The following is a 20,747-nucleotide window of genomic DNA, read 5'->3' as shown; positions in this document are numbered from 1 at the left end:
TTCAGGTATATATCAGCTCTGGAATATTAGGGGGTTTTCGCCGCTAGATATCCAGGAACCGAACGTCCTTGGCGTTCTGCTGAATGAAGTTCCGGCGCGATTCCACGTCCTCGCCCATCAGGACGGAGAAGATCTGGTCCGCTGCCAGGGCGTCGTCCATCGTCACCTGCAGGAGGGTCCGGTGGTCCGGGTCCATGGTGGTGTCCCACAGCTCCGTGTAGTCCATTTCGCCGAGGCCCTTGTAGCGCTGGATGCCGTTGTCCTTGGGGATCCGGCGGCCGGCGGCCTGCCCGGAGAGCAGTTTCGCGTCCCGTTCACGGTCGCTGTAGACGTAATCGTGCGGTGCGTTGGACCACTTGATCCGGTACAGCGGCGGCTGGGCGAGGTAGACGAAGCCGTTTTCGATCAGCGGGCGCATGTAGCGGAACAGCAGGGTCATCAGCAGCGTCGTGATGTGCTGGCCGTCGACGTCGGCATCGGCCATGAGCACGATCTTGTGGTACCGCAGCTTGGCAAGGTCGAAGTCCTCGCCAATGCCGGTGCCGAAGGCCGTGATCATGGACTGGACCTCGGCATTGCCGAGTGCCTTGTCCAGGCGGGCCCGTTCCACGTTCAGGATCTTGCCGCGGAGCGGCAGGATGGCTTGGGTCTCCGGGTTGCGGCCGCGTTTGGCCGAACCGCCGGCCGAGTCACCCTCCACGATGTAGACCTCGCACTTCTCCGGGTTCTTGGAGGAGCAGTCGGAGAGCTTGCCGGGCATGCCGAAGGATTCCAGCGGGCTCTTGCGGCGGGCGTTGTCGCGGGCCTTCCGGGCCGCCATGCGCGCCTGGGCGGCCGAGATCGCTTTGCGGATGACGTCCCGGGCGGGGCCGGGGTTGCGCTCGAGCCAGTCGCCCAGCCCGTCGGTGACAACCCGCTGGACAAAGCCCTTGACCTCGGAGTTGCCGAGCTTGGTCTTGGTCTGGCCTTCGAACTGCGGCTCGGAGAGCTTCACGGAAATGACGGCCGTCAGGCCTTCGCGGATGTCGTCACCGGTGAGGTTGTCATCCTTTTCCTTGATGATGTTCTTCTCGCGCGCGTAGCGGTTGATGAGCGACGTCATCGCGGCACGGAAGCCTTCTTCGTGGGTGCCGCCCTCATGCGTGTTGATGGTGTTGGCGTAGGTGTGGACGCTCTCGGAGTACGCGTTGGTCCACTGCATCGCCATTTCCAGGGCGATGTGCCGTTCCGTGTCCTCGGTCTCGAAGGCGATGACGTCCTCGTGGACCACATCGACCTTCTTGCCGGAGTTCAGGTGCTTGACGTAGTCCAGGAGACCGTCGTCGTATTGGTAGACGACGGTGTGGAACTCCGCGGGGACTTCGCCCTCGACGGCAACGGCGTCCAGATCGAGGTCCGCGTCATCGGACGGCTCCTCCGGTGCGCGGCGTTCGTCGGTCAGGGTGATCCGTAGCCCCTTGTTCAGGAACGCCATCTGCTGGAAACGTGCGCGGAGCGTCTCGAAGTCGAATTCCGTGGTCTCGAAGATGCCGGCGTCCGGGTAGAACGTCTGGGTGGTTCCGGTCTCGGAGGTTTCCTCGCCCTGGACCAGGCCGCCCTGCGGCTTGCCGCCGTCGGCGAAGGACATCCGCCAGACGTGCCCCTGGCGTCGGACTTCGGTGTTGACCCTGCTGGAGAGCGCGTTGACCACCGAGATGCCGACGCCATGCAGGCCGCCGGAGACCGCGTAGCCGCCGCCGCCGAACTTGCCGCCGGCGTGCAGGATGGTCATGACGACTTCCACAGTGGGCTTGTGTTCGGTCGGGTGCATATCGACCGGGATGCCACGGCCGTTGTCCACCACTTTGACGCCGCCGTCGGCCTGCAGCACGATTTCGATGTGGGTGCAGTAGCCGGCCAATGCCTCATCAACTGAGTTGTCGACGACTTCGTAGACCAGGTGGTGCAGGCCGCGGGGACCGGTGGAACCGATGTACATGCCCGGACGCTTCCGGACTGCCTCCAGGCCTTCAAGTACCGTGATGTCGCTGGCGCCGTATTCGTGCGAAGTCGCGGTCCCGGACGACCCCGCTACCGCCGCCTCTTTCACTACGTCTTCCACTACATCTTCCGCTGACCGGATGTCTGCATTGTCGTTAGCCACAGGCGCTTTCGACTCCTCTATGTTCGTTGAAGGCCGGCCCTTGCCTCTACCGTGGAAAGGGCTCCTGCCAACAGGCACGTCACTGACGGCTCCGGGGTTACGCCGACTTGGGAATCCGTCCGCCGCACGCTGAAATTGCGTCGGAAACGGACTCAGTCAACGTTTCACCGGCGCCCAGTTATCTTCAACGATTCTATCGTGTTATAGGGCGCAAACCCGCATTCCAGGGCGCCAAACGGGTGGGAAAGTGCCGCTGAGAGGCCGCTGGCTCCCCCTGCAAGGCTTTCGGGGTCCAGCCCTAGGGTGCCTATACGACTCCGGGGCGTTCGAGCGCCCTACACGCCGTTCGGGGATTTTTCAAGGGTTTTTGCAAGAAGTGCTTCAGATCCGGCGCGCGCCGTGCCTTCCGGGGCTATCCGTACGTGTCACGGGGTCCTCGGCCGTTAACGGTCCGGAGGCCCTTGCGCCAGCTTGGTGCGGCCGGTCCAAGCACTTGAATGCTGGTCACGACGCCGTCGCCGAGCTCGGTGCGGAATTTTTCCAGCAGGCTGCTGCTCAGCAGCCGCAGCTGGGTTGCCCACGCCGTTGAATCGGTCCGCACATGCAAGGTGGTGTCCGTGAAACTCTCGGGAGTGCAGTGGGCGGAGATTTCCGGCCCCACCAGGACGGCCCACTGTGCCATGACGGATCCGACGGCCACCGGCGAGGTCCAGCCGCGTTCGGCCACAAGGCGTCCCACGACCTTGCCCAGGCCCAGCGGATCCCGGCCGGTGCCGTGGAATTGGGTGAACCCGCGGGTTCCGCGCGCGCTGCGGGCAGGTTTTTGGGTTCCGGTGCCGGAGCGCGGGACCGCACGCCGGATCTCGCCGCGGGCTGCGGCGGCGTCGCGCATCCTGTTCAGGGCTGCCTGGGCCGCATCGATGTCGTCGGGGTCGCGGCCCGGCTGCAGGCCGCCGTCGGTATCCTTATTCATCGATTGTCCTGCTCATCGATTCCTCCCGGGATGACCTTCACCCGCCGTCCGGTCAGTTCCGCCGGGATATCGTCCTCGACGGCGGCAGTGACCAGCACTTGCTCGGCGCCGGATACTATTGCGGCCAGTTTACGCCGCCGCTGGACGTCAAGCTCGGCAAAAACGTCGTCCAGGATCAGGATCGGAGGCGATCCGCCGGTGCGGGCGTCGTCAAGCATGACGTAGTACGAGGCCAGGCGCAGCGACAGGCACATGGACCAGGTTTCACCATGCGAGGCGTAGCCCTTGGCCGGGGCCGATCCCAGCACGAGCTCCAGCTCATCGCGGTGCGGTCCCACCAAAGAGATACCTCGTTCCAGTTCCCTGCGGCGGGACGCGGCAAAGGCCTGGATGTAGCGGTCGGTGAGCTGCCCGACGTCGAGCAGGCGCAGGTCTTCCGCGGGCGCGGCGGCCCCGGCCTCGGCTCCGTTTCCGGAGTCTCCCGCGGGCCGCGATGCGGCGCCGTCGTCGTCCAGGATGTCCTGGAGCGTGGACCGGTACACCGCGGACGCTTCCTTTGAGCCGTCGGTGAGCTGCGCGTAGGCGTTATTCAGGTGCGGCTGCAGGCGGTCGACAAGCTCAAGGCGGGCATGCAGGAGTTCGGCCCCGGCCCGCGCCATGTGCTGGTCCCAGACATCCAGTGTTGCCTCATGCCCGGCCGTGAATTTTCCGGCCCGTGCAGATTTGAGCAGGGCGTTGCGCTGCTTCAGGACCCGGTCGTAGTCACTTCTGGTGGCGGCGTGCCGCGGCATGAGGCTGACCAGGAGTTCGTCCAGAAACCGGCGGCGGTTCGACGGATCACCCTTGACCAGCGCCAGGTCTTCCGGCGCGAAGAGCACCGTCTGGCAGATGCCGAGAAGATCCCGGGCGCGGACCGGATTGCTGCGGTTGATCCGTCCGCGGTTGGCCCGGGAGGCGTTGATTTCCAGTTCCAGGACGGTGGCCTGCTCGCCGCGGACCAGCTTGGCCCTGATCATCGCCCGCTCGGTGCCGAACCGCAGCAGCGGCGCGTCCGTGCTGACCCGGTGCGAGTTGAGCGTGGCCAGATACCCGATGGCTTCCATCAGGTTGGTCTTGCCGATGCCGTTGGACCCCACCAGGACGGTGACTCCGGGCTCCAGGCTGAGATCAACCTGGGCGTAGCTGCGAAAATCTGTGAGCGAGAGCTTTTCTAGGTACACGCGGGATTCAGGACCTCACGGGCAGGATTACTTGGCCGGCCGGGTCGCGTGGCCGCCGAACTGGTGGCGCAGCGCGGACACCATCTTCATGGCCGGCGAGTTGTCCTCGCGGGAGGAGAACCTGGCGAACAGCGCAGCCGTGATGGCAGGTGCAGGCACGGCGTTGGCGATCGCTTCCTCGACAGTCCAGCGGCCTTCGCCCGAATCCTCGACGTAGTCTGAGATCGATTCCAGTCCGGGGTCCTCGTCGAGGGCCTTGACCATGAGGTCCAGGAGCCAGGAGCGGACAACCGTGCCCTTCTGCCAGGCCCGGAAGGTCCCGGGAAGATCGGCGACGATGTCCTTCGCGGCCAGGAGTTCGTACCCTTCCGCGTAGGCCTGCATCAGGCCGTATTCGATCCCGTTGTGGACCATCTTGGCGTAGTGTCCGGCGCCGATGCCGCCCACGTGGACGAAGCTGTCGGCGCGTTCGCCGGCAGGACGGAGGGCATCGAAGACGGGGAGGGCGCGCTCGATGTCCGCAGCATCGCCGCCCGCCATGAGGCCGTAGCCGTTCTGGAGGCCCCATACTCCGCCCGAGACGCCACAATCCGCAAAGCTGATGCCCTTTTCGGCCAGCGCGGCACCGTGTTTCTGGTCTTCAGTGAACCGCGAGTTGCCGCCGTCAATGACGAGGTCGCCGGCGTCGAGCTTGTTGCCCAGTTCGGTGATCACGGCGTCGGTGATGTCGCCCGAGGGGACCATGACCCAGATGAGGCGCGGAGCCGGAACGGCGGCGATGAGCTCGTCCACGGTGGCGACGTCGGTAATGTCCGGGTTCCGGTCAAGACCGGTGACCTCGATGCCGCCGTTGCGCAGGCGTTCGCGCATGTTGAAGCCCATTTTTCCAAGGCCGATTAGTCCGATGTGCACGGGATGAACTCTTTTCTGCGCTGGGGGTGCTTCGTTGGTGACGTCACCGAGCTGACTGGCAGTTGTGGCCGCTTTGAGGGGTCAAAACGGCCAGATCTGTTAGTTAGTTGGGGAGCCTGACGGGCATGACGAGGTAGCGGTAATCGCCCTGGTCTTCACCCTCGGCGTCCTGCTGGGCCGTGATCATGGCCGGTTTGGGCGCGGTGGTGAAGGAGAAGCGCACGAATTTGGTTTCGATGACGCTCAGGCCTTCGATCAGGTAGTGCGGGTTGAAGGCCACCGTGATGTCCTCACCGGTCAGCTGGGCTTCGAGTTCCTCCGAGGCCTGCGCGTCTTCGCCGGTGCCGGCATCCAGATGCAGCTGGCCCTGGGTGAAGGCGAGGCGGACAGGGGTGTTCCGTTCGGCGACCAGCGAGACGCGGCGCACGGCCTCGACCAGTTCCTGGGTCTGCACGGTGGCGTGGATGGGCGTGGATTCCGGGAAGAGCGAACGGATCTTGGGGTAGTCACCATCCACCAGGAGCGAGGTGGTGGTCCTGCCGCCGCTCTCGAAACCGATCAGCCGGCTGTCGTCGTCGGCAAGGGCGATGTTGATGTCGCCGCTGCTGCCCAGCGTTTTTGCCACTTCGTTCAGTGTCTTGGCCTTGACCAGGGCGCTCGTGGAGATGCCGGGAGTCACGGGCTTCCACGGGACTTCCCGCATGGCCAGGCGGTAGCGGTCGGTGGCCAGGAGGGTGATGAGATCGTCCTCGATCTCCATCCGCACACCGGTCAGGATCGGCAGGGTGTCGTCTTTGCTTGCCGCGATGATCACCTGGGATACCGCCTGGGCAAACGAATCGCCCGGAACGGTGCCGCTGATGGTGGGCAGGGCCGGAAGGGGCGGGTATTCGGCCTCGGGCATCGTGGCCAAGTGGAAGCTGCTTCGGCGGCACGTCAGTGTCACCTTGTTGCCGTCGGTTTCGACTTCGACGGGGGCGGAGGGCAGGCTGCGGCAGATGTCCGCGAGCAGGCGTCCGGACACCAGGATGGTGCCTTCGGTGCTGATGTCAGCAGGGATTTCGAGCCTGGCAGAGGTCTCGTAATCGAAGCTCGAGAGGCTGACGGTACCGGCTTCAGCCTTCAGGAGCAGGCCTGAAAGTACGGGAACGGGCGGCCGCGGAGACAACGACCGGGCGGTCCATGTCACGGCTTCTGCCAGGACGTCCCGTTCGACTCTGAACTTCACGGAAGGGTGCCGCCTTTCATTGCTGCTGTCAGTGCTGAAAATCGCTAAAACATCTCAAGCTGCCGCGGACCCCGGCAGGACTGCCGAACTCCGTCAACAAGGGAAGCGTCCGCCCTCCCCGGCTCCATGGCCCGGTGGGAACCACAAAAGATGTCCGGGACGGACGCACTGCAGACAGCTTAGCCCCAAGGTGAGCGTTTCTCCCATCCCCGGCTTACACGAGTGTGGTTCGCGGGGCCGGTGTCCGGCGCCGGTCCGGAACGGGCCTGGGCGCTGCGGGGAGGCGGAAGGAGATTGTTGTTTGAGGGAATTTCATTTTCTTGGGATTAGTAGTGTTAATAACTGCTGTGGAAACTGTGGATAACTCGATCCTGCCGTGCGAATCCGCGGTTAAGCCCTGTTCATGGGCTGTGGGTGGAGCAGGTTTTAAACAGGGTGTGGATGGGGACAAGATTTTTGGCCGGATCGCCGATCCACAGGCGCCTTAAGGGTTTTAAGCCCATTAACCGCGGTTGTCCCCTTAAGTATCCACAGGGTTGTCCACAGGGCCCTGTTAATAAGGTAAGAGTGCGCCGGCCGTCGGCTCAGGAATTGCGCTGCTGCTGCTTGATCCGGTTGGTCAGCTCGGTCACCTGGTTGTAGATGACCCGGCGCTCGGCCATCAGTTCGCGGATCTTTCGGTCGGCGTGGATCACGGTGGTGTGGTCGCGGCCGCCGAGCTCCTGGCCGATCTTGGGCAGGGACATGTCCGTGAGCTCCCGGCACAGGTACATTGCGATCTGCCGTGCGGTCACCAGCGTGCGGGTGCGCGACTTGCTGCAAAGCTCTTCCATGCTGAGCTTGAAGTAGTCGGCTGTCTGGGTGAGGATCTGGGCCGAAGTTATTTCCTGCGCACCGTCGTCGGTGATGAGGTCCTTGAGCACCATCTCGGCCAGGGCCACATCCACCGGCTGCCGGTTCAGGCTGGCGAAGGCCGTCACGCGGATGAGGGCGCCTTCAAGTTCGCGGATGTTGCTGGAAATCTTCGACGCGATGTATTCGAGGGCGTCATCCGGGGCGGAGAGGCCTTCGCTGAGGGCCTTCTTCCGAAGGATCGCGATGCGGGTTTCGAGTTCCGGGGGCTGGATATCGGTCAGCAGGCCCCACTCGAAGCGTGACTTCATGCGGTCTTCGAATCCGGCGAGCAGCTTTGGCGGCTGGTCGGAGGTGATGACCACCTGCTTGTTGTTGTTGTGCAGGGCGTTGAACGTGTGGAAGAACTCCTCCAGCGTCCGATCCTTGCCGGCGAGGAACTGGATGTCGTCGATCAGCAGCACATCCACGTTGCGGTACGTGGTCTTGAAGCTGGTGCCTTCATCGTCACGGATGGAGTTGATGAAGTCGTTGGTGAATTCCTCGGAGTTGACGTACCGGACCCGGATTCCGCTGTAGAGCCGGCGTGCGTAGTGGCCGATCGCATGGAGCAGGTGGGTTTTGCCCAGTCCCGAGTCGCCGTAGATGAACAGCGGGTTGTAGGCCTTCGCCGGCGCCTCCGCCACAGCCACGGCAGCCGCATGGGCGAACCGGTTGGAGGATCCGATGACGAAGGTGTCAAAGACATACTTCGGGTTGAGCCGGCCGAATTCGTGTGAGGTGCTCGGCAGCATCGGCTGCGGCTTCAACTCCACAGTCGGATCGGCGGCGAGGGAAAGCTCGACGGCGGGTTCGGGTTCCGTGTGCAGCGGCACCAGATCCGTGTCGACGTCGATCGCGCAGCGGATTTCGTCGGAGAAGACGCTCCGGAGGGCGTCATCCAGGGCTTCCTTGACCTGGGTCTGCAGGACTTCGCGGGTGAGCTCGTTGGGGACAGCCACCAGAAGGGTGGAACCGATCAGGCCCTGCGCCTGGGCCAGGATGACGAAGCCGCGCTGCCGGGGAGAGACACGGTGGTCGTTCTCCAGAAGGCTGACAACCCGCCGCCAGGAACTTCCGACAGTGTTGGCTTGGTTGGCTTCGTCTACTGTCATCAATCAGTTCCTCAAACTTGCTGGCCTGCATTACGTGCATCCACGCGGTCCGGAGCTGTGCGCCGGCCCGGCTCAATCCACAGGGTTATGCACAGTCCGTGGATAAGGGGTTACTGAGACACTGTAGGGGATGAAAACGCTAGAAGATAGCTGGGTTCTGTCCTGTGGATAATTACACCGTTGTGGTTCTCAAACGGGGCGCGTGACGCACTTCATCCACAGGCTGCGACGGCAGTTAGCCACAGCTGGGGAAACGCAGCGAGCCGACCCTCGGTTTGACTCCGGAGGCTGGCAAGCCCTAACGTTGTGAAGTCCCATGTGTACGCTTTTCGCCTCATTTGATTCTTTCTCGACGCCCTGCGCCGTGCGAGTTACGAGGGAAGCGGCACATACAAAACTTAGCGTCGGCCAGTTCTTCCCCTTGATCGGGTGGGCGCACCTTTGATCCACTGGAGTAACTAACGTGAGCAAGCGGACTTTTCAGCCGAATAACCGCCGTCGAGCCAAGAAGCACGGCTTCCGCCTTCGTATGCGTACCCGTGCCGGCCGTGCCATCCTGGCAGCCCGTCGTGGCAAGGGCCGCACCGAACTGTCGGCCTAAATAACTGACTCGTCGGTCCACATCCCTGTGCGAGTTTAACGGTGCTAGCCACCAGGAACCGTCTGCGGACATCAACCGATTTTTCAACAACTGTACGTTCCGGTGTCCGCAATGGACGCCGGAACGTAGTGTTATATACGGCAGCTCTCGCTGCCGATGAACCAAGCCGGATCGGATTCATCGTTTCCAAGAGTGTCGGGAACGCTGTTGTCAGAAACCTCGTTAAGAGGAGACTGAGAGAAGCCGGCGCCTTGTCGTTGCAGAAATACGGCAGCGGGTTTGCCATCGTGGTCCGGGCGTTGCCCGCCGCGGCGGGGGCCAGCTGGGACCAGCTGCTCGCAGACTATGACGCCGCTTTGGAAACAACCATGAAGCGGCTGGGCAACCGCCTTCCCAAGGCTGCTTCATCAGGTTCTTACGAGACAACACAGGAAGGGACCCCCGCGTGCGTAACTCAACTGCCGCCGTCGTCCCCCGTCTGAGCGTTGTGACTCTCGGATCTGCACTGCGCTGGTTGGGCAAGGTGGTCTGGAACCTGCCCCGCAACATTCTCATCCTGCTGCTGATGGCCTACCGCAAGGTGGTCTCGCCGCTGTACGGCCAGGTGTGCCGCTTTTTTCCCAGCTGTTCGGCCTATGCCCTTGAGGCAATCACGGTACACGGTGCCGTGAAGGGAAGCTGGCTGGCTGCCCGGCGCCTGTTGCGCTGCCACCCATGGAATGCCGGCGGTGTGGACCATGTCCCCGCCGGGCACCGGGAGTGGCCGGCCGACCACACCCCCACAATTGTTGTGCTGAACAATCCGGACAAGTACTTGGCTGCTCAGCCTGATGGAGAAGGCCGCCCTGCGGCCTGACGAATAGGGAATCGTATGGACATCTTTGGAACAATCCTGGCCCCATTTAAATGGCTGGTCTCAGCCATTATGGTGGGCTTCCATGACGGCCTCAGCGCCATCGGCATGTCGCCGGCCAACGGCTGGACGTGGACCCTGTCCATCATCGGGCTCGTGCTGGTCATTCGTGCGGCGCTGATTCCCGTCTTCGTCAAGCAGATCAAGGCCCAGCGCGGCATGCAGCTGCTGCAGCCGGACCTGAAGAAGATGCAGGACAAGTACAAGGGCAAGACTGACCAGCTCTCCCGCCAGGCCATGGCGCAGGAACAGATGGCGCTGTACAAGAAGCACGGCACCAACCCGTTCTCGGCCTGCCTGCCCATGCTGATCCAGATGCCGTTCTTCTTCGCGCTCTTCCAGGTGCTCTCGGGCATCAGCAGCGCCAAAGTCAGCGGCCAGGGCATCGGCGCCATGAGCGCCGAGCAGGTCAAGCAGTTCGATGAGTCCACCATTTTCGGCGCACCGCTGTCCGCGTCCCTGCTCCATGGCGGCGGCGGCAACCAGACCGCCGTGTGGATCCTCTCCATCGTGATGATCCTGGCCATGACGGCCTCGCAGTTCATCACGCAGAAGCAGATCATGGCCAAGAACATGTCCGAAGAGGCCCTGGCCAGCCCGTTCATGCGCCAGCAGAAGATGATGCTCTACATCCTGCCGGTCGTCTTCGGTGTGGGTGGCATCAACTTCCCCATCGGTGTCCTCATCTACTGGACCACCACCAACCTCTGGACCATGGGACAGCAGTTCTTCGTGATCCGCCGGATGCCTACGCCCGGATCACCGGCCGCCAAGGCTCTGGCCGAGCGCCGGGCAGCCAAGGGCCTGCCCGCCATGCCCCTTCTGGGTGGCAAGAAGGCCGACGCCGAGGCAGCCGAGGCTTCCGCCGCTGCCGCTGTGGAGGCCAAGGCCCAGCGCGTCCAGCCGCAACGTAAAAACAGGAAGAGGAAGTAATGTCCGCCGAGAGCACCGAACACGCTATTTCCGCCGAGTTTGACGACGAGCGGGACGATGCCCAGGAGGCATCCCACGATGCGTCACAGGACACGGGAACCAGCCCCGTCAAGGGTGTTTCCGCAAGCCGCCTCGAAGAAGAGGGGGACGTGGCCGCTGATTACCTCGAAGAACTGCTGGACATCGCCGACATCGACGGCGACATCGACATCGAGGTCCGCAACGGCCGCACCTACATCTCAATCGTTGCCGAGGAAGAATCCGCGGGGCTGGAAAGCCTCGTCGGCCGCGACGGCGAAGTCCTTGAGGCGCTCCAGGAACTGACCCGGCTGGCCGTCCTGTCCGCCACGGAGAACCGGTCCCGCCTGGTGCTGGACATCAACGGGTACCGTGCCGAGCGTGCCGGAGACCTGCAGAAGATCGCTGAAGACGCCGTTGCCACGGTCAAGGAATCCGGCGAGGCCGTTGCCCTGGCTCCGATGAGCGCCTACGAGCGCAAGATCGTGCACGACGCCGTCGCCGATTTGGGGCTCGTGAGCGAGTCCGAAGGCGAAGGCGCCGACCGGCACATCGTTGTCTCCGCAGACTGAACCGTTGACTAGCTTGATGGTTGAAATTACCGCCCCCGAACTCAAGGCAGCACAGTCGATCTTCGGCGACCGCCTGGACCTGGCTAAGCGCTACGTCGAGCACCTGGCGACCTCCGGGACCGAACGGGGCCTCATTGGCCCCCGGGAAGTGCCGCGGCTGTGGAGCCGGCACGTCCTCAACTGTGCCGTCATCGAAAGCCAGATTGCTCACGGAAGCCATGTTGCCGACGTCGGCAGCGGCGCCGGCCTGCCCGGCCTGTGCCTGGCCATTGCCCGGCCGGACCTGGAACTGACCCTGATCGAGCCGCTGGAGCGCCGGGTCATCTGGCTCCAGGAAGTGGTGGATGATCTCGGGCTCGAGAACGTCACGATCATGCGCACGCGCGCCGAGCTCGCCGTCGGGCTCGTGAACGCCGACGTCGTTACGGCCCGCGCGGTATCCGCGCTCTCCAATCTTGCGGGACTGACCATTCCGCTCCTGGCCGGCAAGGGCGAAGTCGTGGCCATCAAGGGCCGCAGCGCCGGCGAGGAAATTGAAAAGGCAGCCAAGGTTATCCGCAAGCTGGGTGGCATTGAGACGTCTGTGGTGGTGGTGGGCGAAGACCTGCTCGAAGAACCCACCACAGTGGTCCGAATCGTAGTAAACAAGCCTCAAAAGATTGCCTAGCATCGGCCCCGGTGCCCGGGGAGTCTGAGGGGAAGAGGTTAGGCTAGTAACCGGCAGTAAAAGCCGAATGAGAGTGAGCGTGTCATAGTGAGCAGTAGCGAAGCCTCCACACAGCGGATCCCGCCGTTTATGTCCCTGGGGTCCGCACGTGCGTTTACGGCTCCCGCAGTCGCTCATGACTACTCCGGAACTCACACGGGTTCGGTTGCTAGGGGAACGGGAATGGCCGGTGTTTCACGTGAAACATCCCTTCCTCACACGGGCAACGTGCTGGACTCCATCGATGATTCCAGCCCCATCGCCCGCGAGCTCGCGCACGAGAACAAGCGCCGCGAACGGCTGTTGGGACGGCAGCTGCCCAAGCCGGAAAAGACCCGCATCTTCACCGTGTCCAACCAGAAGGGCGGCGTCGGCAAGACGACGACCACCGTCAACATTGCGGCTGCCCTGGCGGCCGCCGGCCTGAACGTGCTTGTGATCGATATCGATCCGCAGGGCAACGCTTCTACGGCCCTGGGCATTGAGCACCACGCCGACGTCGACAGCATCTACGATGTCCTCATCAACGACGTCCCCCTGAAGGACGTTGTGGCCCCGTGCCCCGACATCGACAACCTCATCTGTGCTCCCGCCACCATCCACCTTGCCGGCGCGGAAATCGAACTCGTGAGCCTGGTGGCCCGCGAGCAGCGGCTGCGCCGTGCAATCGATGTGTACTCCAAGGAGCGCGCCAAGAACGGCGAGGAGCGGCTCGACTACATCTTCATCGACTGCCCGCCGAGCTTGGGGCTCCTGACGGTGAATGCCTTCTGCGCGGCCGGTGAAGTCCTGATCCCGATCCAGTGCGAGTACTACGCCCTTGAGGGACTCAGCCAGCTCCTGAAGAACATCGAGATGATCCAGAAGCACCTGAACGCCGATCTGGTTGTTTCCACGATTCTCCTGACCATGTACGACGGCCGCACCAACCTCGCGGCGCAGGTTGCGGCGGAGGTACGTGAGCACTTCCCGCAACAGGTGCTGGGGGCTGTGGTGCCGAGGTCCGTCCGTATTTCCGAGGCTCCGAGTTACCAGCAGACTGTCATGACATATGATCCTTCTTCCAGCGGCGCCTTGTCCTACCTGGAAGCCGCAGCGGAAATCGCTGAACGTTAGAATCTTTTCAAAAATTGCACTAGCCAGAGCCAGGTGAGTCCCGGCTCTTCCACTGGAGGGATTTATCCATGAGCGATAAGCGACGCGGCCTCGGCCGTGGACTTGGCGCACTCATTCCAAGTTCCGCCGCGGCTAACGCCTCCGGAAACGGTGCTGCTCCATCCCGGCCCGTGGACCTCTTCTTTCCCGAAGCCCGGAAGAAGACTTCCGAGTCCGAGACGGAAATTCTCCTGGACGTCCCCGCCCCGAAAACCAAGGCGTCACCGGCTGCGGCCGCAACGTCCGACGACTCCGCCGACGTCCCGGCTTCTGTTCCTGATTCGGTTTCATCCGGTGGTGTCGATGCTGCTGCGGGGGCTGGCGTCACGGCCGGTGCGGCGGGGAGCAAGAGGGCACCCGCCCGGAAGACGCCCGCGCCGAAGGCTTCAACTACCGCTGCCAAAGAGGCGGCCGCCGGGGAGCAGTTGGCCTTTGATTCCACTCCCGAGCACGATGACGACGGCGGCGTCGAACTCGTGGCCGTACCCGGTGTGAGGTTTGCCGAAATCCCGGTCACGGACATTCATCCCAACCGCAAACAGCCCCGGTCTGTCTTCGACGAGGACGACATGGCGGAGCTGGTGCACTCCGTGCGCGAAATCGGCGTCCTCCAGCCAATTGTGGTCCGCACTTCAACCGAAGAAGGTGGCGAACCCTATGAACTCGTCATGGGTGAAAGGCGCTGGCGTGCAGTGCAGGCCGCAGGCCTGGAAACTATCCCGGCGATTGTCCGTGATACGACCGATGACGACCTCCTGCGCGATGCCCTGCTGGAGAATCTGCACCGCAGTCAGCTGAATCCGCTCGAAGAGGCCGCGGCCTACCAGCAACTCCTTGAAGACTTCGGAACCACCCATGAGCAGCTCGCCGACAGGATCGGACGTTCGCGCCCTCAGGTGTCCAACACCCTCCGACTGCTGAAGCTTCCGCCCCTGGTTCAGCGGCGTGTGGCCGCCAACGTGATTTCGGCAGGTCATGCCCGCGCCTTGCTGGCCCTCCCGGACGCCGCGGCCATGGAACGCCTGGCGCAGAAAATTGTCTCAGAAGGCATGTCGGTCCGCGCGACCGAGGAAGCAGTGACTCTCTACCAGAGCCCCGCGACACCGGCCAAGAACAACATTCCACGGCCGGGAGCACGCCACGAAAGGCTCGACTACTTGGCGTCGTCGCTGTCCGACCGGCTGGATACCAACGTCAAGATCTCGCTTGGTGCCCGCAAGGGTCGTGTCAGCATCGAGTTCGCCAGCGTTGAGGACCTAAACCGGATTATGGACGTCTTGACTCCTGGGGCTTCCGGCTAAAGTCGCCAAGTCGTTTGGGGTGGGTCTGTTTCACGTGAAACAGACCCACCTTCTTTTAATGCCCCTTGTCTTTATGCCCTCGTTTGCCGCTGCAGGGGTGGAGGCCGAATCGTCTCACTGCCAGCGGCGCACTAGTTACACCCTGCGTGGCTGATGCCGCCGCCGCATCCGGGAGTGGTCCATCGTGGCGCTTGGGGAAATTGGTGAGGTGCGTCCGTGCCGCCCTGAACGTGGTTGAAGGCCGGGTGTTGGCGGTAAGCTGCTTGCCCGCGATGCGTAGATTGGTGCAGCAGGCCGCGGGTGGCTCCGTCTTCCGACTGGGTGGTAGATCCTCCAGCCCGCAATGGATGTTCCCCCAGGTCCACACCGCAAGGCAAGCTCCCGCGGTCGCAGTACTCTTCTCCTCTAAATCCCAATGCCGCCCTCCAAAGCCCAATGCCGGCCTGCTCCTCGTGTGGACTCGCACCGCCGGACACGACTCCTTATCAGGGTTCACCGGCGCGACGGGAGGGGCACCGTGTTCACTTGGCTGGCCGGGGTGGACGCAGGTGCCTTGGTCACCTGGTCTCCGCCATTCGGCGCTTATGGTCATGACATGGAATACCGGACTAGTGGTTGTCCGTGCTCGTGACATCACACGCACTGGTTCGCCTCCAGGAGGCTAGGCTCTCGCAGATGGACAGCAGGTGGTCGGCTCTACAGTTGCTGACTGCGTCCACGACGGATCGCCGCTCGCCTGCGCGCGCGGATCATGAGGTTGTGTTCGCAGCGAACTCATGGGGGCCACCGGTGGCCCCTGGGGACATCGGCCGGATTCCGTTTGGACAGAAATGACTCGGTGACGTGATGACCGCCTGGATCCAGATCCATGACTAACGCAAGTAGCCGGGGGGCAGAAATGACGCCCCGTCGCCGGCTCCCGCGGGCAGTAGTGCCTGCCGTGCGGCAATTCGATCTCGGCAACCGGATCTCGGGAATCCGACTCGGCCCTGGCGATGGGGCCCGCAGGGCGACGGGTTCCGGTGAGTCGCCTGCACCTCGGAATTCTGGCCAGTGCCGGCAGGGCGCCTCGACTTCGCAAGGAGGACCGGGAGTAGGAAAGTCCCCGTCGCCCGACAAGAAAGACAGGGAGTAGTGGACATCATTCGGTGCCTCTGGCCGACTGAACTCCCCGGATGAGAATGTCGCTCAGCTGATGAGGGGATGGGGCTGCCAGGAGGACGGCACAGCCGACCCTTTGGTTCACACGCCGCTTCCCGCACGGGATAGCCCAGCGCGCGCCGTTGGATTCAGTGCCCTCCAGCCGGACCTCCGCCCAGACGGCGGAAGACTCTTGGACAGGACACACTCTGGGGCGCCGGTTTGCGGCAAGAGGCCGGCACTTGTTGTCTCCAATGCCATGTCCTCACTGCGTCGCGGCGAATAGCGGCCGCGGTGACTCGGGCTGTCTGTCCTCGACCACGATGGGAATCCGCTACAGCGAAAGTATGCCGTCACGACGTCGATGGACTGCACCAGCCCAAGCGCGAGGTGCGGGAGCCCCGGACCACGCCTGGGGGTGTGCCATCATCAGCGTGGGCGTGGGCGTGGGCGTGGGCGTGGGCGTGGGCCTGGGCGCGGGTCTGTGGGCGCGGGTCTGTGGGTGCGGGCGCGGGTCTGTGGGCGCGGGTCTGTGGGTGCGGGGCCACAAGCCCGGGCCTCCTAGCTGCGTTTGCGGCGACCGCCAGCAATGTGGCCGTCTTGGTCGCGGCTGAGTCGGAATCCCCCGCGTAGGAGCAATAGTGTGACTGCCCCAGACGATCGCGCTCCCCGGCTCCCCCGGTCATTTGCCTGGTCGCCTGGCTACCTTTTGTCCGTGCTCCGTCTTTGGTATTTCTCCGTGCGCAAGCCAGCCCCTATGTGTCGTACGAGAGGGCGCCAGCGGCTCTCCCCCGTTAGGGGCAGCAAGCGTTCCCTCGATCGCGTTGGCTCGGACTTTCCCTCCAGCGGCATGGTCGCCGCCTAGTGTAGGTGCTGGCACTGTTCGCCGATGCCGATGCCGATGCCGATGCGGACCAGCGCCGCGTAAGTCACGTCTATGGCCCACGGCAGGAGCGGGGACGTCCACAGGGCCGGTAGAGCTTCACCCCGTGATCGAGGCGTTCGTCGGCGGACAAGACGGCGCGAAGTCGATCCATCTGGCAAGAGCGCGGATGTTTCACGTGAAACGATGCCGACTCCCGGCGCTAGGAAGGCTGGCCATAGTTGTGATCCATGAACTGGTCCGCGCGAACTCCGACGGCCCAACAGCGGGACGTGATTCCGCTTGAATGCCCCGACCTCGCGTCCAGCGGCTGTGCCGATCTGGAAGCCCTCCGCAGTGCCCGCACCAAGTGTCCGACCGGCAGCGGCCGTGCTCGTCCGGCTCCGTCCGAGCGGGGGTCTAGGGCGCGCGCTATCGCTCCCGCTGCCTCGGTCCATGGAAGTGGCTTACCGGTCATCCTGAGTCCTCCCTCGGGCCGCCCTCCTGGCCGCCTTCCCGCCTGACTGACGCCCATCGCACTCCCCCCGCCGCTGGCGGTAGTAGGCCCGTTGCACCAATTCTTCCTTTGGCCAGCCCTCGGCTCTGGCCTGGCGGTCACGCCGACGCTACCCGCTCTGTCTCCGTTGTGTGCGGTCAAAGGTAGCCCTTGGCAGGGCTGCCGCTCTCGAAGACCGGTACAGACCAGAGAGGCAGAGAACGAGTTCCTGTCCGGCATGCGAGCTTCGAGCGACAATATTGGACGGCGTCAACAGACGGAGCGGGGAAGGAATCCGTAGCTCGTCAGGCGAACTATTCCGCCCGTGGCCGTTCACGTTGGTTCCACGGCTTCTTCTTCGATGGCGCGGCTAAATGCAAGGAGGCGCACCTCCTGGGGGGCTGGCCATCGGTGTCGCACGGAGGCGTAACCGGGTGGGGAGTGGCGTCGGCGGATCGTGATTTCACCGACGCTGTGGTCTGGAGCTATAGCGCTACTGGCGAATCAGCCGTCAGGCACCAGCTGGATGGTTTGTCGACGTGGGGCACTCCCCAGATGATCTAAGGGGTCCCACGGAGACAGCAGACACTCCCAATCCACAGTGGATACATCGGTGGATATAACTGTGGATAACTTTGTGGATTAGTCTGCGAGGAATCCCGTCCGCCAGAGTGGATGAAGGTGAGGCGGCAGCGGCTGTCCGGCGCCGTTGCTTGGCCAGGATCGTGGAGAAGAGTTTCACGTGAAACAAAATCTCCGTCCATGGTCGGGATGCTTAAGGCACCACGCCGCACCTATCTATTCGCAGTGGAATGGTTAATTTTCCAAGGATTTTGGCCATTTCTGGTGGGCACTTCTTGACTGTGACAAGAGCCAGCCGTCCGGCTCCGCGAAGACCATTATCAAGCCCGAGATGCCGCAGGCGTCATTGCGTGTTCGGATTTCGACCCGGCTCTGTGGTGTGCATCATGCGGTGTGAATAATCTCTCAGCACCTGTGGATAACCATGTGAATAACTTCTGTGGAGAACCTGGTGGAGACAGACGAGGAGACAGAGCAGATCACTGGCCGGAGGAACCGGTCATCCCACAAGAGGGCAGTCGCTGCTCCCGCTTGTCGCCGATCCGAGCCAGCCGCGGAGGGTCTGTGGACGTTGACTGGTGGCACCAGTGCGGGCCGTCACCAACCCCGCCGAAGGCTATTGGATGGATTACTGACGGCGCCCGGACACACTCCAAGTGACACTGATGGAGTCTCACGTCGTAAGTCGACAGAGGATTCGTGACGCCTCGAGAGGCCGTGGAAATCTTCAACATGGATTCGAGCCGGCCCCAATTCGCCGAGTCAGTAGTGCGGAATCCAGGATGGAGCGAACCCTCCCCTGTGGGTCGGAGCACGGCACGTGGGGACCTCGCGCTGCGCGGGCTATCGCATCGTCGGGTTCCTCATCAGACTCGCGAGGCTGGTTATCGTTGCTAGCCAAGCATGTGGAGTGCCGATTACGGGGAGCCCAGGGGGCATTGAAGGGCGCTGGGATGCACGCGGCGTGAGATGAGTAAAGCACTGCGCAGTGCCTGCTCGTAGAGTCTTGTCCTGAACTGAAGGGAGTACCATCGGGCTGAGGTCCACGCCTGAACGGGCCGGAAGCGAGGACTCGCTGGCGCCGGCGAGAACCACTTAGGAATCCGGCCCCGGGCCAGTACCGAGGGTGGGTTGACGAGTCCTTGCGACTGAGCGAACTGGGCCCCGATCGGAGTTTGCGGCTAAATGGCTTACGCCCTGTTGCGGTTCGCTCTTTTGCCCTGGCGTTCTTCGTGGCATGGGAACCGGGCTTCACGTCCTCGGTCCCTTCGGCTCCTGAGGAGCCAATCGGGGGATTGTACGCGACGAGTCTCGCGGGCCGGCTCGGGGGTACGTCTGCCACCGCTGGGGCGACGTAGGCGGCGGAGGCGTTGCTGAGGTATCGTCTCGGAGCTGAATCGCTCCCCCGTTGTCCCCTGTTCGGGATTGGTTCCTCCCTTGCGTGGCCGGCAAGTCTGAGACCGCGATATTCGCGGCCGCGACGTTGCGCGTCACCGGGCGCTGCCGCCCGGCCTGAGTCAGCCTGTCGCGCGGTGTGTGCAGAATGTTTCACGTGAAACGGCGACGCCAAGGCCGCCGGGCCGTTAGGGAACAATGTGGAAAGACCAGTGCGCCGCCAACAGGGTGACTTGTAGTCACGGCTTCGCGTGGACTCTCGGACCGGGGCCAATCAGGCTAGGGCTGGATGAGGGCCAACCGGGATTCAGCGAGTACTCCAGGTGCTTCAGAGACCCCTGTCCCCCATCCCGTCGGAGCCCGGCCGACAGGGAGTCTGAATTCTCGACGCTTTCATGAGTGTGTCAGACGGCGAAAGACAGACGACGACAAGCACGGCCCCGGCGAACTTCAGCGCACGGATGAAAGGGGCAGACGAGAGTGTAACTAATAGTGCACAATCACTTATGCATGGGTGTCGATGTTCTTCTTAGTTGTTTCACGTGAAACATGACGCCTGCCCTTCTTAGCTTGGCGCCTCTATTCGGTCCAGACCATACGCTCGGATGGGTTCGGCCCTTTGAATAGAACGGCGGAACGGCCTGCGTCTAGAGACTGAATCCTTCCTCACGGATGTTTCACGTGAAACACAGTCAGCGCCGGCTGATAGGGCAGCACCGATTGAAGGGGCGGCGGCGGGCTTGCGGTGGCCAGGAGGGTCATCACGGCTGATGAACTCGCCTGCGGGGCGCCGGCGCCGTACCTAGCACCACGGCTTGTGCGGGCAGCACCTGACGAGCGGGCTGTGCCTCCGTCAGGGCTACGTTGTGGCCCTACTGCCGAAGCGGGCGCACTGCCGTTCAGTACACCTTCCCCGCGGCGCATCTACGAGCAAATAACGCTCAACCGGTGCTGGCCCAACCTCGGCGAGGTTCAATGCCATCATCCATATTCATCACATCGCAGTTCGTGGAATGCGGGCCGTGGGCATAACCCAGCCATGATGATCAACCCGGAGCCTCTTGCGGGCACTCGACGTTTCACGTGAAACAGCCGCGCTCCTGGCGAGCTTCCGTTCCGGGTCCCGAGTGGCTCGAAATTTGGCAGAATCGCCTGTTGCGATCGGTGAATGTATAGGACGCTCTAGACGGAGCCACTAGGGAGTATGCGATGGCCACGCGCCGGCACGCGAGCAGCCAATGTTTCACGTGAAACGCAGGTGCATTCCCAAGAGGCCCGTCGACATTCCCCGAAATGCCGGTTTCCAAGAATTCGCGTGGCCGGTGATGGGCTGAAATTCCGCCACCGGACCCCGCTCGATCACGGTTTGCCGAGCGCTGGTGAGGAGGGCCCGCTTCTTGAAAAACCAAAGAATTGGGCAACTCAATAAGACTGATGACACCTCAACGAGGACGCCTCTCTCAATCGAGAACATCCCAATCGGCCGGGCGCACCCACTCGTCCCTCCGAGCCCACTCCCCTCGGCCAGAGGCAGCCATGGCAAGCGACCAGAGCCGTGACCGGCACCCGGGCAAAAAAGTGACCCCCGCCA

Annotated in this window: 14 protein-coding genes; 8 read left to right on the top strand and 6 right to left on the bottom strand. The window is 63.2% G+C overall.

Annotation, left to right across the window (positions count from 1 at the left end; genetic code table 11):
• Positions 1-43: 43 nt before the first annotated feature.
• The 6 genes from gyrB to dnaA form a co-directional block, all read right to left on the bottom strand.
• Positions 44-2,101 carry a DNA topoisomerase (ATP-hydrolyzing) subunit B gene (gene gyrB / locus ABD243_RS10130; protein WP_116766335.1) on the bottom strand — a complete coding sequence of 686 codons (2,058 nt, stop codon included), beginning with the start codon at positions 2,099-2,101 and terminating at the stop codon, positions 44-46.
• Positions 2,102-2,555: 454 nt separating this feature from the next.
• Positions 2,556-3,116 (bottom strand): DciA family protein, encoded by a 561-nt coding sequence (locus ABD243_RS10125; RefSeq protein ID WP_116766334.1) that lies wholly within the window; start codon positions 3,114-3,116, stop codon positions 2,556-2,558.
• On the bottom strand, positions 3,113-4,336 hold the full coding sequence (recF, locus tag ABD243_RS10120) for a DNA replication/repair protein RecF (protein ID WP_344364975.1): 1,224 nt from the start codon (positions 4,334-4,336) through the stop codon (positions 3,113-3,115). Before recF ends, ABD243_RS10125 begins: the two co-directional genes overlap by 4 nt.
• 27 nt (positions 4,337-4,363) lie before the next feature.
• Positions 4,364-5,248 (bottom strand): phosphogluconate dehydrogenase (NAD(+)-dependent, decarboxylating), encoded by an 885-nt coding sequence (gene gnd / locus ABD243_RS10115; protein WP_116766332.1) that lies wholly within the window; start codon positions 5,246-5,248, stop codon positions 4,364-4,366.
• Between the two features lie 103 nt (positions 5,249-5,351).
• Entirely contained in the window at positions 5,352-6,476 is a 1,125-nt protein-coding gene (gene dnaN / locus ABD243_RS10110; protein WP_091248545.1) for a DNA polymerase III subunit beta, read from the bottom strand.
• 584 nt (positions 6,477-7,060) lie between these two features.
• Complete coding sequence (gene dnaA / locus ABD243_RS10105; protein WP_018775671.1) at positions 7,061-8,482, bottom strand: chromosomal replication initiator protein DnaA; 1,422 nt, start codon at positions 8,480-8,482, stop codon at positions 7,061-7,063.
• Positions 8,483-8,945: 463 nt separating this feature from the next.
• Between dnaA and rpmH the strand changes: the two genes are divergently transcribed.
• The 8 genes from rpmH (at position 8,946) to ABD243_RS10065 (ending at position 14,681) form a co-directional block, all read left to right on the top strand.
• Positions 8,946-9,083: a 50S ribosomal protein L34 gene (gene rpmH / locus ABD243_RS10100; RefSeq protein WP_003800212.1), complete on the top strand. Its 138-nt coding sequence runs from the start codon at positions 8,946-8,948 to the stop codon at positions 9,081-9,083.
• A gap of 41 nt (positions 9,084-9,124) precedes the next feature.
• Entirely contained in the window at positions 9,125-9,565 is a 441-nt protein-coding gene (gene rnpA / locus ABD243_RS10095; RefSeq protein ID WP_116766331.1) for a ribonuclease P protein component, read from the top strand.
• The gene (gene yidD / locus ABD243_RS10090; protein WP_425547167.1) at positions 9,529-9,939 is read left to right on the top strand and encodes a membrane protein insertion efficiency factor YidD; all 411 of its coding nucleotides are present in this window, start codon (positions 9,529-9,531) and stop codon (positions 9,937-9,939) included. The genes rnpA and yidD overlap by 37 nt, the downstream gene beginning before the upstream one ends.
• A 15-nt stretch (positions 9,940-9,954) precedes the next feature.
• Positions 9,955-10,929, top strand: a complete 975-nt coding sequence (yidC, locus tag ABD243_RS10085) for a membrane protein insertase YidC (RefSeq protein WP_344364968.1) — start codon at positions 9,955-9,957, stop codon at positions 10,927-10,929.
• A complete protein-coding gene (locus tag ABD243_RS10080) occupies positions 10,929-11,519 on the top strand; it encodes a Jag family protein (protein ID WP_116766329.1) in 591 nt (196 codons plus the stop codon). Before yidC ends, ABD243_RS10080 begins: the two co-directional genes overlap by 1 nt.
• A 16-nt stretch (positions 11,520-11,535) precedes the next feature.
• On the top strand, positions 11,536-12,186 hold the full coding sequence (gene rsmG, locus ABD243_RS10075) for a 16S rRNA (guanine(527)-N(7))-methyltransferase RsmG (protein ID WP_116766328.1): 651 nt from the start codon (positions 11,536-11,538) through the stop codon (positions 12,184-12,186).
• Positions 12,187-12,273: 87 nt separating this feature from the next.
• On the top strand, positions 12,274-13,341 hold the full coding sequence (locus ABD243_RS10070; RefSeq protein ID WP_344364965.1) for a ParA family protein: 1,068 nt from the start codon (positions 12,274-12,276) through the stop codon (positions 13,339-13,341).
• A gap of 68 nt (positions 13,342-13,409) precedes the next feature.
• A complete protein-coding gene (locus tag ABD243_RS10065) occupies positions 13,410-14,681 on the top strand; it encodes a ParB/RepB/Spo0J family partition protein (protein ID WP_344364963.1) in 1,272 nt (423 codons plus the stop codon).
• The last annotated feature ends 6,066 nt before the right edge of the window (positions 14,682-20,747 follow it).

This window comes from Arthrobacter humicola (assembly GCF_039531445.1).
Taxonomy (GTDB): Bacteria; Actinomycetota; Actinomycetes; order Actinomycetales; family Micrococcaceae; genus Arthrobacter; species Arthrobacter humicola.
This window is presented reverse-complemented; position numbering and strand designations above follow the sequence as displayed.

What these genes read in the sequence shown, in the direction of transcription:
- ABD243_RS10080 (WP_116766329.1), top strand. Translation starts at nt 10,929, where the DNA reads ATGTCCGCCGAGAGCACCGAACACGCTATTTCCGCCGAGTTTGACGAC.
- ABD243_RS10125 (WP_116766334.1), bottom strand. Translation starts at nt 3,116, where the DNA reads ATGAATAAGGATACCGACGGCGGCCTGCAGCCGGGCCGCGACCCCGAC.
- rsmG (WP_116766328.1), top strand. Translation starts at nt 11,536, where the DNA reads ATGGTTGAAATTACCGCCCCCGAACTCAAGGCAGCACAGTCGATCTTC.
- yidC (WP_344364968.1), top strand. Translation starts at nt 9,955, where the DNA reads ATGGACATCTTTGGAACAATCCTGGCCCCATTTAAATGGCTGGTCTCA.
- dnaA (WP_018775671.1), bottom strand. Translation starts at nt 8,482, where the DNA reads ATGACAGTAGACGAAGCCAACCAAGCCAACACTGTCGGAAGTTCCTGG.
- ABD243_RS10065 (WP_344364963.1), top strand. Translation starts at nt 13,410, where the DNA reads ATGAGCGATAAGCGACGCGGCCTCGGCCGTGGACTTGGCGCACTCATT.